This window comes from Leisingera aquimarina DSM 24565, assembly GCF_000473165.1.
Classification (GTDB): Bacteria; Pseudomonadota; Alphaproteobacteria; order Rhodobacterales; family Rhodobacteraceae; genus Leisingera; species Leisingera aquimarina.
Genome location: NZ_KI421504.1, coordinates 185,445 through 201,039 on the forward strand (window position 1 = coordinate 185,445; position 15,595 = coordinate 201,039).

A 15,595-nucleotide genomic window follows, 5' to 3' on the forward strand; every position below is an offset into this window, starting at 1 on the left:
TCTCTCAGACCGCAGGGCCAGGTTTGAGCCTTCATCGGGACGGCTCCCAGGCGCCGCCGTTCCGGCCGGGATGGCTTGTTGCAAGCGGGCCCCGCGCCGCGCACCAGCGCGGCGCCCGAGGCTTTGTCTTGTATCCTGGATGCATGACAAAGGCGCGGGAGCCTGCCGCTCCATGGCCAGCGCATAGGCTTGCTCCTGCATCAAGCCCCCCTAATATGGCAACCCGACATAATTTTCTGCCAGAGAGGCCTGCGCCGCCTCCGAGGAGAACAGGTAATCCAGATCCGCCCGTTGCAAGCGCAGATCGGTCTCGGTTCCTTGCGGGAAACGATGCAGCAGATTGGTCATCCACCAGCTGAACCGCTCCGCTTTCCAAACCCGCGCCAATGCTTGTTCGGAGTAGCGGTCCAACGCGGTGCTGTCGCCCTGCAGATAGTGGCCCAGGAAGCCATGGTAGAGATAGTAAATGTCCGAGGCCGCCGAATTCAGCCCCTTGGCGCCGGTCGGCGGCACGATATGGGCCGCGTCGCCCGCCAGGAACAGATTGCCATACCGCATCGGCTCCGCCACGAAACTGCGCAATGGTGCAATGGATTTCTCAATCGACGGGCCGGTTTCCAACTGCCCCGCCACTTGTTCCGGCAGCCGGCGCTTCAGCTCCGTCCAAAAGGCTGCGTCGCTCCAATCCTCTGCCCGGTCTGTCAGCGGCACCTGGATGTAATAACGGCTCAGCACCCGGCTGCGCAGCGAACATAGGGCAAATCCCCGTTCATGACGGGCATAGATCAGCTCCTGTGCCACTGGCGGTGTTTCCGACAGAACCCCAAGCCAGCCGAAAGGATAGACCTTCTCGTATTCTTTCAGCACCTCCGCCGGAATCGATTTGCGGCTGACCCCGTGAAAACCGTCGGCCCCAACGATGAAGTCGCAGTCTGCCCGGTGGGCCGCGCCATCCTGCTCCCAGGTCACATAGGCGCGCGCGTCCTTCAGCGCATGCGGCTGCACATTCTGCACATCGTGCAGGATCACCCCGCCCATCACGTCGCGCGCCTCATAAAGATCGCGGGTCACTTCGGTCTGGCCGTAAACCATCACTGTCTCACCGCCGGTGTGCTTGGCCAGATCAATCCGGTCCAGCCGCCCCTGATGGGCAATATGGAACCCTGCGTGGATCTCCCCTTCGCGGTTCAGCCGCCCGCTGCAGCCGGCCTCGCGCATCAGATTGACAAAGCCGTGTTCCAGCACGCCGGCGCGGATCCGGCCCAAGACATACTCGCGCGTGTGCTTTTCCAGCACAATCGAGCGGATCCCCTTGCAATGGAGCAGCTGCGATAGCAGCAGCCCCGAAGGCCCGCCGCCAATGATGACAACCTGCGTCTGATGCGTGGACATGCGCGTTCCCCAATATTGTTCGGCCTGTGCGTGCAGCGTGAATTATGCCCTGCGCCTGCATGTTTGCGAATGGACCCACCACGCCAAAGCTTGTACATTTCGCACATGCCCTCACAGCCCCTCATCGACACCTACAACCTGTTTGGCGAGACGGCGGAACTTGCCGATGTCCTTCATGTGGAGACCATCCGCAGCCGGTCCGAGCTGTATGATTGGGAGTTGCGGCCGCACCGCCATGCCCGGCTGCATCAGCTGCTGGTGCTGACCGGCGGCGCCGGAGAGGCCGATCTTGACGGAAACAGGCATTCTCTGCCACCGCCCTGCCTGATCAATGTACCACGCGGCGTGGTGCATGGCTTCCACTTTGGCAACGGCACCGGCGGCTGGGTGATCACCTTGGCGTCGGATCTTCTGGATCAAAGCCTGGCACCGGGTGAAGGGATGCGCGCGCCGCTGGATCTGCCTGCCGTCCTGCCCTTGCCCCAAGGGCTGCAAAGCTTGTCTGCGCGCCTGTTCCGTGAATACCGCAGCAAGGACTTTGGCCGCGCGCAAATGCTGCGAGGGCTGGCGCTGTCGGTTACCGCGCTGGCGGCCCGCGCCATCGCTGCCGCCCAAGGAACGGATCCGCAGGCCCCTGCCAGCCCGCTGTTTACCCGGTTTGAGGCTCTGGTCGAGCGCGACTTCCGCCTGCGGCGCCCGCTTGCGGACTACGCTTGCGAGCTGGCTGTCTCTGCAACCCACCTCAACCGCATCGCCCGTCAGGCCACCGGCCAGCCAGCCTCGGCGCTGGTCCGTGCCCGTGTCCTGCGCGAAGCGCGGAGGCTGCTGATCTATACCAATCTGACCGCTGCGCAGATCGCCTATGAGCTGGGCTTTACCGATCCCGCCCACTTCAGCAGGATCTTCGCCAAAGGTACTGGACTGCCGCCACGGAAGTTCCGCCAGCAGCTTGCTGAAAGCGGCTGATCCGCCGCAGACTGATCCAGCCGGGCATCACGAGGGGGGCCGAAATGCTGCAAGGGATCCGCATTCTGGAAGTCGAAGGCCTCGGTCCCGGCCCCTTCGCCGCGATGACGCTGGCCGATCTGGGAGCCGAGGTGATCTGCGTGCACCGCCCGGACTCCGGCCACACACCCGGAATACCGGAACACTCCTTGCTGGACCGCGGCAAACGGTCAATCACCCTGGACCTGAAAGAGCCCGCAGATGTGGAAACCTTTCTGGCCCTCACCGCCACTGCAGACGGGCTGATCGAGGGTTTCCGCCCCGGCGTGATGGAACGGCTGGGGCTTGGACCTGAAGCCTGCCATGCGGCGAACCCCGCTCTGGTCTATGGCCGCATGACCGGCTGGGGACAGAACAGCCCGCTGGCCCAGACGGCGGGGCATGATCTGAATTACATCTCCCTGTCCGGTGCGCTTTGGTACACCTCTGCTCCCGGCGATGCACCGCTGACGCCGGCAACTTTGGTGGGTGATATCGGCGGCGGGGCGATGTATCTGGTCGCCGGGATGCTGGCAGGTATCATGCGGGTCAAATCCACCGGCGAAGGCTGTGTCGTCGATGCCGCGATCTATGACGGTTCGGCCCATATGATGAACCTGCTGATGAGCATCCGCCAAACCGGGAACTTCGGCGTGAAGCGCGGGGCAAACCTTCTCGACGGGCCGCATTGGAGCCGCACCTATGCCTGCGCCTGCGGCGGCTACGTCTCGGTGCAATGCCTGGAGCCGAAATTCTATGCGCTGTTTTTGGACAAGCTGGGGCTGGCAGAAGACGCAGACCTCCAGCAGCAGTTCGAGAAATCCCTTTGGCCCGCTCTCACCGGCCGCCTTGCGGGGATCTTTGCCAGCCAGCCGCGCGATCACTGGGCCGAGCTGTTTGGCGGCTCGGATGCCTGCGTCGCGCCGGTATTGAACCCGGAAGAGGCGCTGGCACATCCTATGAACGCTCGCGGGACCTGGGCAGAGGTGCAAGGCGCTCTCCAAGCAGCCCCTGCCCCGCGGTTCTCAAATCAACCGGAATGGGTGCCGCCTGTCATCCCTGAACGCGGCCAGCACACAGAAGAACTCTTGGAAGAACTGGGCCTGAAGTAGGCTCAGTCTTCTTTCTTGGCCTTATCCGCAGCAGCCTTCATCCGCTTAAGCAGTTCGCTCTTGTCTGCCTGCTGGCCAAAGGGGTTTTTCTTGGTGCCCTTGGCATTATGTTCGGCGTGACGTGGTTTGTTCTTGCCCATTTTGGGTGCTCCAGATTTACCGTAATCCACCGTTTTGTCCTCGTTCGCGGCGCGTATTGATGCGCTAGTGCACGAAAGTTCCGCCTGGCACAAGGCCGGTAGGCGCCTGACAGAGTCAGCAGCCCCGGACAGTATCAATCATCAGCTGCACATTCGCCGGGTCTGCATCCGGTGTGATGCCATGGCCCAGGTTAAAGATATGCGGACCGTCCTTAAAGGCCTCGACGATGCGGCGGGTCTCATCCACCAGGTCCTGCCCGCCGGTCACCATGTGGCGCGAAGCCAGGTTGCCCTGCACGCAGCCATCCACCTGGATATTGGCGGCCGCCCAGCTTGGATCGACCGAGTTGTCCAGCGCCACGCAGTCCACACCGGTGGCCTTGGCAAAGCCGACGTATTTCCCGCCCGCCTCGCGCGGGAAGCCGATGACGGGGGTCTCCGGGTGGCGTTCCTTCAGCGCCGCGGTGATCTGACGGCAGGGTTCCAGCGCATACTTCTGGAACGCTTCCCCCTTCAGCGAACCGGCCCAGCTGTCAAAGATCTTGACCACTTCGGCGCCCGCCTCGATCTGCTTGGACAGGTAATCAATGGTCGCCTCGGTGATCCGTGCCAGCAGTGCCTCGAACAGCGCGGTGTTTTCCTCGCGCAGCGCGTGGGCAGGCCCCTGATCCGGGGTGCCGCGGCCCGCAATCATATAGGTGGCGACAGTCCACGGCGCGCCGGCAAAGCCGATCAGCGCGGTTTCCGCCGGCAGTTCGCGCGACAATATGCGGACGGTTTCATAAATCGGGTTCAGCGTTTCGTGGATATCAGACACGGGGCCCAGTTTGGCAAAATCGTCTTCCGTGGTGATGGTCGACAGCCGCGGGCCCTCGCCGGTCACAAACCAGAGATCCGCGCCCAGCGCCTGCGGGATCAGCAGGATGTCGGCAAACAGGATTGCCGCGTCAAAGCCATAGCGGCGAATCGGCTGCAGTGTGACTTCGGCGGCCAGTTCGGGATTGTAGCAAAGCGACAGGAAATCCCCGGCCTCGGCCCGCGTCGCGCGGTATTCAGGCAGATAGCGGCCCGCCTGGCGCATCATCCAGATCGGCGGCACATCCTGTTTCTCACCCGCCAATGCGCGCAGCAGCTTCTTTTGTCCACCCATGGTCATCCTCGCTATCAATCGCCCGTATAGATCGCTCTCTGAGGTCACGCCTGCAGGGCGGAATGTCAAGAGCAGGGGCGATCTGCTGCGCACTGCCCCCGCGCACCTTGTCCTATATCAAAGCCGCCTCCCCAGGCATGTGAGAGACGCAAAAACCGGTTTCCTCCGGGGCGCAAACTGATTTAAGGCTTTTTCTTATGACACTGACCCTGCCCTCCCCCGCTTCGCCCCTGAAAATCGGCACCCGCGGATCGCCGCTGGCGCTGGCCCAGGCCTATGAGACCCGCAGCCGCCTGGCCGCCGCATTCGATCTGCCGCAAGAGGCTTTCGAAGTTGTGGTGATCAAGACCACAGGCGACAATCAGGCGCTGATCGCAGCGGACAAGCCGCTGAAGGAACTGGGCGGCAAGGGGCTGTTCACCAAGGAAATCGAAGAGGACCTGCTGTCGGGCGCCATCGACATTGCTGTGCATTCGATGAAGGATATGCCGGTTGCGCAGCCGGAGGGGCTGGCGCTCGACACCTATCTGCCGCGCGAGGATGTGCGGGATGCGTTCATTTCCCCGTCTCTGAAGTCGCTGCATGACCTGGCCCAGGGCGCAGTGGTCGGCACCTCCTCCCTGCGCCGCCGGGCGCAGCTGCTGAACCGCCGCCCCGATCTGAACGCGGTAGAATTCCGCGGCAACGTTCAGACCCGTCTGCGCAAACTGTCGGAGGGCGTGGCGGAATGCACTTTCCTGGCGATGGCCGGTCTCAACCGGCTGGCAATGGCCGATGTGCCCGCCACGCCGATCGAGACACACGACATGCTGCCCGCAGTGGCCCAAGGTGCCATCGGCATCGAACGCCGTGCAGATGACAGCCGCGCCGCCGAGATGCTGTCCGCAATTCATGACCATGAAACCGGCCAGCGCCTGGCAGCCGAACGCGCCTTTCTGGCGGCGCTTGACGGCTCCTGCGAGACTCCGATTGCGGGCCTTGCCGAACTCGACGGCCCCACGCTGCGCCTGCGCGGCGAAGTGCTGCGCCCGGATGGCTCCGAAGCGATCAATGACGACCGGACCTGCCCGGTGGAAGACGGCGCGGAGCTGGGCCGGGAGATGGCGGCAAAACTACTGGAGAAAGCTGGCAAGGGCTTCTTCGACTGGAAAGCTTAATCGGCGCCCTTCTCTTTGCGAGGCTCTGCCTCGCGCTCCGGGGTTATGTGTTTGCTATTGCCCCAATTTTCCCGTGCAAGGAAGCTGGGGCGGTCGCTGCTCCAGTTGGCCGACCGGGGCAGCGGTGGCCGGCGCTCCGATGACCTGAGCGGATAGCTTACGGCGGTCAAATATCTTGCCACCCGCCACACCATATAGCGGCCCATCCGAACGGTGGAAGGGTAGAAGGGTCTTCGCGGCCGAACATAATTGAGGAACAGGATACCTATATGGACAAGGCATCCCACCCGCACCAGAGCGTATCATCGCATTTGAAGCCTCTAAAGCCAGTTTGACGGTGCATGCCCCGCCGGATGACCGGCAAGTGATGATTAACAACACTCCTGCCGCAATCAGGAAACTGCCGCGGCAAGCCGGCAAGCTGGAAGCATCTTTCGCCATCTGCGAGGCATCCGGCGGCTATGAACGGCATGTGCTTTCGCGTTGCGCGGATGCCGGGTTGCCCCCGTATCGGTCACATGGCGCCCGAACCCGCAACTTCGCATGATATCTTGGACTTGCGTCCAAAACAGATGCTTGGATGCTTGCGTTGCTTGCTCAGAAATCAGACGGGGTGCGGCTCTGGAAACCCGTTGACCCGGAAGCCGAGGAATTGCGCGCGCTGCGCCGCCGCCGGGATGACCTCGCGAAGATTGCCAGGGTAGAACAAAACCGCTTGGAGCATGCCAAAATCAGAGCAATACGCCTTTCTCTGCAGTGTCATGTCCGGTCCAGGTCGCGCGAAATGGATGACCTGGGCAAACGGATTAAAGACCTCATTGCCGCAACGCCGGCATCCCGGCACAAATCCAGGCTGATGCAATCCATCAAGGGGATCGGGCCGAAGACAGCGGCGGCCTGTCTGGCGTATGTGCCGGAACTGGGCGACCTGACGAAGGGAGAGGCTGCATCCATCGTTGGGCCTGCGCCCTTTGCACGGGATTCCAGCACCCTGCGGGGGGCACAGACATGTCTCCGGCGGGCGCCGGGACGCACACGCCAGCCTTTACATGGCCGCCCTTTCTACTCTGCGTCCCAACCCTGCTTTCCGGGGTTTCACGGCCCGTCTCAAGGCACGCGGCAAACCCGCCAAGGCCGTCATCACCGTCATCACCGTCATCATGCACAAGCTCATCGTGGTCATGAACGCCAAGCTCAAAGACGGGCAGGCGTCAAATCGGTACGGCGCGGCAACATAGCAACTTCCAACATTCGCGGCACCTGGCATGAACTCAACCATGCGGGAAAAAGCGCGCTTTCGCAGCAAGCTGCCACAATGGCGGCAAACTGTGCATTGTGTCTGCGACGATCCATTGGAGGGCGAAAGGAGGAATCCGCTTGCGCGGCGATGGCATTTGTTGCTGGCGTTCTGAACTGGCCTTTATGCTGCACGTTTTGCGATTTTTGCGACCTGTCTGACGATTGGGGCTTTCTCAGTCGACAAAGGAGGTTGCAATGACAGAGGAGATAACGGCCCCGCTTCGCGAGCGGATGATCGAAGACATACGCACCCGTGGCATGGGAGCCAAGACCCAGCAAGGTCATATCCGGGCGGTCAAGCACTTTACATGGTTCATTGGCCGCTCACCGGACACAGCGACACCAGACGAGTTGCGGGCCTGCCAGCTTCACATGACCGATGCCGGGGTGACGACCGGCACCTTTAACGCTCGGATCGTCTCGCTACGGTTCTTCTTCGGCGCGGCCTGCGGGCGGGAGGCGATGAAGGCAAGAACAGCAAAGATCGCAAAGCGATGCTATCGCCGGGGCTGTTGGATCTGCTGCGGGATTATTGGCGTGAGGCGCGGCCTGAGGGTTGGTTATTTCCGGGCAAGCCAAAGATCCTGGCCCTGTCACCACGCCAGTTGAACAGAGCATTCACCTCTGCCAAGCATATGGCGGGCATCAACAAACCCGCCACGCTGCATACCTTGCGCCACAGCTTCGCCATGCACCTGCTCGAGGCCGGAACGGATGTTCGGATGATCCAGCTGCTCCCGGGGCATTCAAAGCTCAGCACGGCAGCGCGCTATCCCCATGCCGCAACCAAGACCATTTGCGGCACCGTTAGCCCGTACGAGATGCTGGAGAAGCTGCAGGATCACACTGTCAGGCGGGGAGTGGAGCAGCAGCACGCGCACTGCCGCACGGTGGCGCTTGGCGGTCATGCCGCGCGATGTGAAGACTGCGCGCAGGATCACATCGCCTACAACTCGTGCCGGAACAGGCACTGTCCCAAATGCCAGGCGGGTGCGGCCAAGGCCTGGCTGGCGGCGCGCGAGGCCGAGCTGCTGCCCGTGCGGTATTTCCACCTGGTCTTCGCGCTGCCGAAGCCAATCGCCGGCATCGCCCGGCAGAGTGAGCCAATGGAACGCCAATGGTCCGAGAGACATTGGCGAACGCGGGAGATCTGCAATCTGCTGATGCGATCAAGCGCGGACACGGTGATCCGGATCGCCGCCGGCCCCAAGCACCTTGGCGCCCGGGCCGGCCTCACATCCGTCCTGCACACATCGTGCCGGAAGCGCGTCTTCGACACGACGGGCTCGGCGATGACGCACCACCCGCATGTCCACATGATCGTGCCCCCCCCTCTCGGCAGATTGCTGCGCAATCGCCTGCCAGGCAGTGGGACGGCGGCCTGTCTGCGGATGGCACCGGTTGGATCGCCTGCCGCGGGAACTTCTTCCTCTCCGTCCGGGTGCTGTCACGCCTCTACCGCCGCTTCATCCTCGGCGGGCTTGCGGATCGCGCGGCCTTCGACGCTTTCCTGCAACCGCTGCGCAGGATCGATTGGGTTGTGTATGCCAAGGAACCCTTCGCCGGACCCAGGGCCGTGCTGGCATACCTGTCGCGCTACACCCACCGTGCCGCGATCTCCAACAGCCGCCTGATCCGCATGGACGGCCGGGGCCTCACTTTCCGCGTCAAGGATTACCGCGTCCACGGCCCCGGGCGGCAAACCAGCATGACCCTGAAGGCCGGCGAGTTCATCCGCCGGTTCCTGATCCATGTCCTGCCCAAGGGGCGGCATCGCATCCGCCACTACGGCTTCTTCGGGAATGGCAACCGTGCCGCCAATACCGCCAGGATCCGGGAACGGCTCGGGGCCGGGCAGTCAGATCCGGGTCTCGCGCGCGACGGCACGGCCGGTGAGGCCGAGGCACCCGCCCGCGTCCTCGCGCTGCCATGCCCCTGCTGCGGCGGGCGGTTGATCATCGCCGAAACCATGGCGCCAGAACGGCGCCCCAGGGCGCCGCCAGGAACAGCGAGGGCTGCCGCATGACACGCGCGCCAAAGACCGGAAGTCCAATCGCCGCTGCTCGCGATACCGCTTGCGGCCAATCCGGCATGCCTGCAGCCCGGATAGGAGAGGTGCGAAGGTTGCCGAGCCCCGCGAGAGGCGGCGCATGCCCCTCAAAGCTCACAAAATCCGTGCCGAAGCTGCCTGCAACGAGCGCAGTTGGCCCAACCTGCAGAACAAGAACCAAGGCAATCAACCGCTTCAAACCCCCATGGAGCCAGCTGGCCTGCCCAATTCCAGCACTGCGATTTCCCGCTTGCGCGCTTCTCCGACGCCAGGCAAGGCCGCGCATCACTCAAACGTCGCGCGTGGCGTCCGAGAAACCTGAACCATCCCGGTCGTTTGCCGGAGCGGCAGCCCGAATAGCATTTTACCATCAGGCAGAACTGGATCGCGGCATCGGAGAACACCGGCGGACGGCCTGGACGTCCGGCCAGGGCGGCAAGCCACGCCATATCCTTGTCGAGCCAGATCAGCAGCGATTCCCGCCGCTTAAGCGCTTCATTGCAGGACTTCCAGTTCGTCGTGCGGTAGCGAGCAGGTTCGGGCTTGGTCATGCCGTGTCTCTTAACCCATCGGTTTTCCGACGTGAATCCCTAAGGCAGTGAGTTTTGCAACAACGCCGTCATGTCATAATGAAGTCTTTGGTCTAGAAACAAAAAAACCGAACTCTGTCGGGGCCGCATGGTAACGGATATGGAAACCCTTATCGGACCATGCACCTCTGGCTCACCACGGCTACGACAGTTGTCAGTTTCATTTTGGGTCCCCTATTGGGCAAACCGTAGGGCCGTAGAGCAGTTTCGGCAATGTCTGCTTTCAACAAATGCTGCGACCTGACTAATAATCAGATTGAGCCGATTTTTCCGAATGCTGCACTTTGCATGAACCGCTGCTTAATGAAAATCCCGGCTTGGAAACAGCCGTTTTGCCTGATCACACGGATGCATGGCGCGGGTGGGATAACGGGATTTTTTCGGGGTGTCATCTGTACGGGGACCTTCGGTTTTCAGGGCATCGGGCAGCGGGTGGCTCAGTTCAGATAGTTTATGAGATATATCCTGAATGTCCTGCGCAATCAGATGCACCACGATGCCCTCCCGTTGCAGATAGCCCCGCACCTGCAGCAGCCGCCCGCCCATGACAATACGGCGGAAGCGTTCATACACCTTAGGCCAGACCACGACGTTGCTGATCCCGGTTTCATCCTCAAGTGTCAGGAAAATCACGCCGGATGCTGTCCCCGGACGTTGCCGGGTAATCACCAAGCCACACACGCTATAACAACCAAGCGCGATATCCTGCAACGCGGCATGAGTGACCAGCCCCGGTAGGGCAGGCCGCAAAAGTTCCATTGGATGCGCCCGCAGGCTCAGCCGAGTTGCGACATAATCCTCGGCCACTTCTTCGCCCAATTGCATGGTTGGTAAGTTAATTTGAGGTTCATCAATGGCTTCTCCATCAATGGGGTCATTGAAAAGCGGCAACGGATTGTGATCACGGATTGCCTTGACCGCCCAAAGCGCATCGCGCCGGGCAAGGCCTAGATCGAAAAATGCGTCTGCTTCCGCAAGGCGCGTCAACACATCAGGCCGCAATCCGGCGCGATGCCAAAGCGCTTCTGGGTTTGGATAGCCATTGCCACGCGCGGCCACGATCCAATTTGCATCTTCTTCCTTGAAACCTTTGATCTGACGAAATCCCAGCCGCAGGGCCAGCGCACCATCCGGGCGGCATTCTAAGGTGTTGTTCCATTCAGAATGGTTGACGCAAATGGCGCGCGTTTCAACATTATGTTCCCGTGCATCCCGCACGATCTGGGCCGGGGCATAAAAGCCCATGGGCTGAGAATTGAGAAGCGCACAGGCAAAAATTGCCGGATGGTGGCGTTTCAGCCAAGCCGACACATAGACCAGCATCGCAAAGGCCGCCGCGTGGCTTTCCGGAAAGCCGTAATCGGCAAAGCCTTCGATCTGGGAAAAGCAACGCTCAGCCACCTCAAGGTTATAGCCATTCTCCAGCATGCCGTTGATGAACTTATCCCGAAAGGTGCCAATGGTCCCCATGCGCCGGAACGAAGCCAGTGACCGGCGCAAATGATCCGCCTCTTCGGCGGTGAACCCGGCCCCAACCACGGCAATCTGCATCGCCTGTTCCTGAAACAGAGGCACGCCCAATGTCCGTTCCGTGACCTTTTCCAACGCTGGACCAAAGGGTTCTGGTTTTTCCAAGCCATGACGCCGACGGATATAAGGGCGCACCATATCCCCCTGAATGGGGCCGGGGCGCACAATGGCAACCTCGATCACCAGATCATAAAATTCACATGGGCGCATACGGGGCAGGAAATTCATCTGTGCCCGGCTTTCCACCTGAAAAACGCCTACAGCATCAGCACGGCACAGCATATCATAGGTGTCAGAATCTTCTTGCGGGATTGACGCGATCGTATGTGTCTGACCCTCATGGTGCTGCAAAAGGTCGAATGCCTTTCGCACGCAACTTAGCATACCCAACCCCAGCACATCGACCTTCAAAATACCCAAGGCATCGATGTCATCTTTGTCCCATTCGATGACCGTACGGTCCTCCATCGCTGCGTTCGAAATGGGTGATAACTCGTCCAGCCGTCCACGTGTAATGACAAAGCCACCCACATGCTGGGATAAATGGCGGGGAAACCCGATCACCTCACCAATCAGGCGAATGGTCTGCATCAAACGGCGGTCCTCTGGATCAAGGCCAAGTTCGCGAATGCGGTCCAGATCGACACCGTCATTGGTCATGCCCCAGATTTGACTGGAAAGGCCCGCAGTCACATCTTGTGATAACCCCATGACCTTGCCCACTTCGCGGATTGCAGCCCGCGTGCGAAAATGAATCACCGTTGCGCACAGCCCCGCGCGATGGCGACCGTATTTGCGGTAGATCCACTGGATCACCTCTTCGCGCCGCTCATGTTCAAAATCCACGTCGATATCTGGCGGCTCTCCCCTGTATTTTGACACGAAACGTTCAAAAACCATGGCGATCATATCTGGGCTGACATCGGTGATGCGTAACAGATAGCATAGGATGGAATTTGCCGCAGAACCGCGCCCCTGATAGAGGATGCTCTGTGATCTGGCGAATTGGGTGATGTCATGTACGGTCAGGAAGTAAGCCGGAAATTTTAACTCCTTCACCAAGGCCAATTCTTTTTCCATAAGCTGGACCGCGCGCTCTGGTGGGCCTGCCGGGTAACGATAGTGGAGCCCTTCATGGGCTAAACGTTCCAGACGCGCCTGCGATGTTTCACCCTGCGCATCCTCATGAGGGTACTCATAAGACAATTCCCCCAGATCAAAACTGCATTTGTTGGCAATCTCAAGCGTCCGGCGCATCGCGCCGGGATGGTTGCGAAACAGCCGCGCCAGATCCTCTCCGGATTTCAGCCGACGCTCTGCGTTTGGCAGCGCACGGGTTCCAATCTGATCAATGGTGATATGCTCACGCATGCAGGTCAGCACATCAGCCAGTTGCCTGCGGCTGGCCCGGTGCATCAAAACATCACCGACTGCGACCATCGGCGCGGATACCCTATGCGCCAGCCGGGCGCAGGCCGTCAGGTAGCCTTGGTCAGTTCCGTCATACCGCGGCGCCGCGCCCAGAAAAACGTAATTGGAAAAATGTCGCCGCATGGCCTGAATATCAGGCGCAACCTCATCCAAACCCGCTTGCGGCATGGCTATCAAAATCATGCCTTTGCAAGCGGTTACCATGTCTTTGCGGTAAAGATCGCATTGTCCTTTTTTTGCCCGACGCTTGCCTAACGTCAGCAACCGGGTCAGCCGTTTATAGCCCGCCCGGTCACAGGGCAAAGCAAGCCAATGCACCGGGCTGTCCTCTAAAATCAAACGGCAGCCAACTATCAGTTTTGGCAGTGAAAATGCAGTCGGTTTCACAATCGGGTCAGGTCGCCCAACCTCTTGCCGAGAAGACGAAACGACCCGATGCTGGGACCGGATCTGCACCGCGTCTTGCGGCTCACGCTTCAGCTCTTTCAGCGCCGTCCAGGCCCGCACCACTCCGGCGAGGGAATTATGATCTGTTATGGCAATGGCGGACAGACCCAGTTCAGCCGCACGCATCACCATTTCTTCGGGATGTGAGGCCCCGGCCAGAAAGGTGAAATTCGTCGTCACGCAAAGTTCCGCATAGGCCTGCCCCTGTGCATGGGCATCCAGCATGTCCCGGCAAAAGGCCTCGACCGGGCGATGCATACGGTTCACCTCAATCATGCGAATTCTCCATGCACAAACCAGCCTGGATTTTGCGGGGTATAAAACAACCAGAGCCTTCGCCCTTGTGTCGTCTCAACCCGCCAGTAATCCCGCAAACCAGAGCGCCAGTTTTCATCCTCAAGCCACCATTCCGGCGCGATGCGTTCGGGCCCCGTGACACGGCCCGTGGTCAAAGAGATGCGCCGCCAACGAAAACGGCTTGGCGGGTGCGGCCCCATTCCGGCAATCGGTTCTGGCCGAAACAGGCAAAGAGGGCGGGGATTTGCGCCGCCCCAACCATTTTGCGGTTCAGAATAAGCAGCAGGTGCAATGAGAAAGCTGCGCTCTGGAATGTGGCTATCTGCGGGCAGGAACCGCTGGATATTGTCCAGGCCGATGCGTGTACCAAGACGGGTGATCAGATCGTCCAGCTTATCTTTGCCGCGGTCCGATACATGGCTGATCTGTTGCACGGGCAGGGTTTCGACCTGTGTTGCCTCCAGCCGCAATTGATCGATGCCAAAACCGGCCGCAACCTCGGCCAATCCCCGTTCAAACAGCCGCAGAATACGTGTTGGATCCCGCAAAGGACGCGCCAGACGCAGCTCAACCTGTTGCTGACCTTGATCCACCCGGCGCAACGAAATGCACAGCATGCGTGCCCCCATCTCTTGCGCCTTCAGTTTGCTGCAAAGTTGCATCAGCAACCGTTCGGTTCCCGCCATGACATCTGTCAGCAATCCGATCGGTTCCGGCAGTGTTATCCGCACACCGTAATGCGGGGGATCGTTCAGCGGCGTGATCTCTTCGGGCTGTGTGCCAAGCGCCTGATCAAGCCGCAGCAAAAGATCCGGGCCAAACCGACGGGTCAGCGGCGCGCGCGGAACTGTCGCAAGATCACCAATCTTGCGCAATCCTAACCGTTGCAGTGCAACAGATGTTTTTTCCTCAAGGCGTAGCGCAGCCACGGGCAGGGTTTCAAGCGCGCCCAGCATATCATCAGAAGGGGCAATTCCCTCACCATAATGGGCCAACGCCCAAGCCGCCCCGCGCGTATTCCCAAGCCCGATTTGCACAGAAAGCCCCGCCCGCGACAAGCGCCTGCGCATGTCCACGATCATGGCCGGTTCTCCCCCTAAAAGATGCGCTGCCCCTGTTATGTCAAGAACCAATCCATCCTCACCTTCCACCCCCACCCAAGGGCAATAGCGGGTCGCCCAGCGACGCAGGATATGCAGAAACTGCTGGTCTCTTACAGGATCAGCTGGGGTGCTTTGCAGGCTTGGACAAAAGGCCCGAGCATCAGCATAGGACATCCCCCGGTGCAATCCCAGCCGCGCGGCATCGCCGTTCAAGCAATATATCCGATTGGCGTTCTGCTGTTTGAGGGTCAGCGCAAAGGGGCCATCAATCAGGCGCTGGCGTAAAGCCCGGTCACTTGCCAGCCGGGGGAACCACAATGAGACGACGCGACGCTGTATGCCATCGAACATTCCAGACACCCAATGTTCCTGATTTGTTCTTAATAAGCTCCCATTTTTGCAATGTCGAGTCCTGAGGAGGGGAACTGGCATCATAAGCAGGGCTGCAGCGCCACCGGGTTTCTGCGGCATTGCTGCCCATGCCCTCGGGAATAATTGCCACCCCGGTGGATATTCCATCCCGCGCAGCCAATTGCAATCTCCGCCCTTCGGTCAAGCCGATGGGCTGGCTTAGCGTCATCACAACAAGTGTGACGGCCCCGGATCGCAACGCATTTTCTGCGACGGCTAAAACCTCCTTTTGGTCTTTGGCACTACAAAGGGTCACAGCGGCCGGATCAATGAAATCAGAAAAGCCATTGGGGTTGAGCTGGACGGTGTCCCACGCTTCACGCACCCACAGGAGTTTTCCGCCCAGCCTTGTGGCCAGCGTAAAAACAAACACAAACGCCCCCGCACCGCTAACTTCATGGGTTCGAGCATTGGTTGGAGGAAAAAAACGTATATCAGAGCCGTGCATACCTGAGATTAGCAGCAGATGGCAGTATTGAAAAACACTAGCATATCATCAAAG

Annotated in this window: 11 protein-coding genes and 3 pseudogenes; 6 read left to right on the forward strand and 8 right to left on the reverse strand. The window is 60.4% G+C overall.

Going from position 1 to position 15,595, the window contains the following annotated elements; all coding sequences use genetic code 11:
* Positions 1–210: 210 nt before the first annotated feature.
* On the reverse strand, positions 211–1,392 hold the full coding sequence (gene pobA / locus AQUI_RS0104770) for a 4-hydroxybenzoate 3-monooxygenase (protein WP_027256495.1): 1,182 nt from the start codon (positions 1,390–1,392) through the stop codon (positions 211–213).
* A 105-nt stretch (positions 1,393–1,497) separates the two neighbouring features.
* On the opposite strand from pobA, the gene AQUI_RS0104775 reads away from it, so the two are divergent.
* Entirely contained in the window at positions 1,498–2,358 is an 861-nt protein-coding gene (locus AQUI_RS0104775) for a helix-turn-helix domain-containing protein (RefSeq protein ID WP_035919801.1), read from the forward strand.
* 44 nt (positions 2,359–2,402) lie between these two features.
* Entirely contained in the window at positions 2,403–3,488 is a 1,086-nt protein-coding gene (locus tag AQUI_RS0104780) for a CaiB/BaiF CoA transferase family protein (protein ID WP_027256497.1), read from the forward strand.
* 2 nt (positions 3,489–3,490) lie between these two features.
* On the opposite strand, the gene AQUI_RS31145 is transcribed toward AQUI_RS0104780, so the two are convergent.
* A complete protein-coding gene (locus AQUI_RS31145; RefSeq protein ID WP_027256498.1) occupies positions 3,491–3,658 on the reverse strand; it encodes a hypothetical protein in 168 nt (55 codons plus the stop codon).
* 85 nt (positions 3,659–3,743) lie between these two features.
* Complete coding sequence (gene hemE, locus AQUI_RS0104790) at positions 3,744–4,778, reverse strand: uroporphyrinogen decarboxylase (protein ID WP_027256499.1); 1,035 nt, start codon at positions 4,776–4,778, stop codon at positions 3,744–3,746.
* Between the two features lie 197 nt (positions 4,779–4,975).
* On the opposite strand from hemE, the gene hemC reads away from it, so the two are divergent.
* The gene (gene hemC, locus AQUI_RS0104795) at positions 4,976–5,935 is read left to right on the forward strand and encodes a hydroxymethylbilane synthase (RefSeq protein ID WP_027256500.1); all 960 of its coding nucleotides are present in this window, start codon (positions 4,976–4,978) and stop codon (positions 5,933–5,935) included.
* Positions 5,936–6,539: 604 nt separating this feature from the next.
* On the opposite strand, the gene AQUI_RS31775 is transcribed toward hemC, so the two are convergent.
* Entirely contained in the window at positions 6,540–6,698 is a 159-nt protein-coding gene (locus AQUI_RS31775; RefSeq protein WP_169730826.1) for a hypothetical protein, read from the reverse strand.
* 286 nt (positions 6,699–6,984) lie between these two features.
* Between AQUI_RS31775 and AQUI_RS31780 the strand changes: the two genes are divergently transcribed.
* The 3 genes and pseudogenes from AQUI_RS31780 to AQUI_RS31795 form a co-directional block, all read left to right on the forward strand.
* On the forward strand, positions 6,985–7,173 hold the full coding sequence (locus AQUI_RS31780; protein WP_027256502.1) for a hypothetical protein: 189 nt from the start codon (positions 6,985–6,987) through the stop codon (positions 7,171–7,173).
* 256 nt (positions 7,174–7,429) lie between these two features.
* Positions 7,430–8,100, forward strand: a pseudogene (locus AQUI_RS32335) (tyrosine-type recombinase/integrase); the annotation flags it as partial.
* A 15-nt stretch (positions 8,101–8,115) separates the two neighbouring features.
* Positions 8,116–9,260, forward strand: a pseudogene (locus AQUI_RS31795) (IS91 family transposase); the annotation flags it as partial.
* A 345-nt stretch (positions 9,261–9,605) separates the two neighbouring features.
* Here AQUI_RS31795 and AQUI_RS30605 read toward each other — a convergent pair.
* The 4 genes and pseudogenes from AQUI_RS30605 to AQUI_RS29725 all read right to left on the reverse strand — a co-directional run.
* Positions 9,606–9,835, reverse strand: a pseudogene (locus AQUI_RS30605) (transposase); the annotation flags it as partial.
* 339 nt (positions 9,836–10,174) lie between these two features.
* A complete protein-coding gene (locus AQUI_RS0104825) occupies positions 10,175–13,558 on the reverse strand; it encodes an error-prone DNA polymerase (RefSeq protein WP_027256503.1) in 3,384 nt (1,127 codons plus the stop codon).
* Positions 13,555–15,033, reverse strand: coding sequence for a Y-family DNA polymerase (locus tag AQUI_RS0104830; protein ID WP_027256504.1), 1,479 nt, complete (start codon positions 15,031–15,033; stop codon positions 13,555–13,557). The genes AQUI_RS0104825 and AQUI_RS0104830 overlap by 4 nt, the downstream gene beginning before the upstream one ends.
* A complete protein-coding gene (locus tag AQUI_RS29725; protein WP_084294283.1) occupies positions 14,975–15,541 on the reverse strand; it encodes an ImuA family protein in 567 nt (188 codons plus the stop codon). The genes AQUI_RS0104830 and AQUI_RS29725 overlap by 59 nt, the downstream gene beginning before the upstream one ends.
* Between the last annotated feature and the right edge of the window lie 54 nt (positions 15,542–15,595).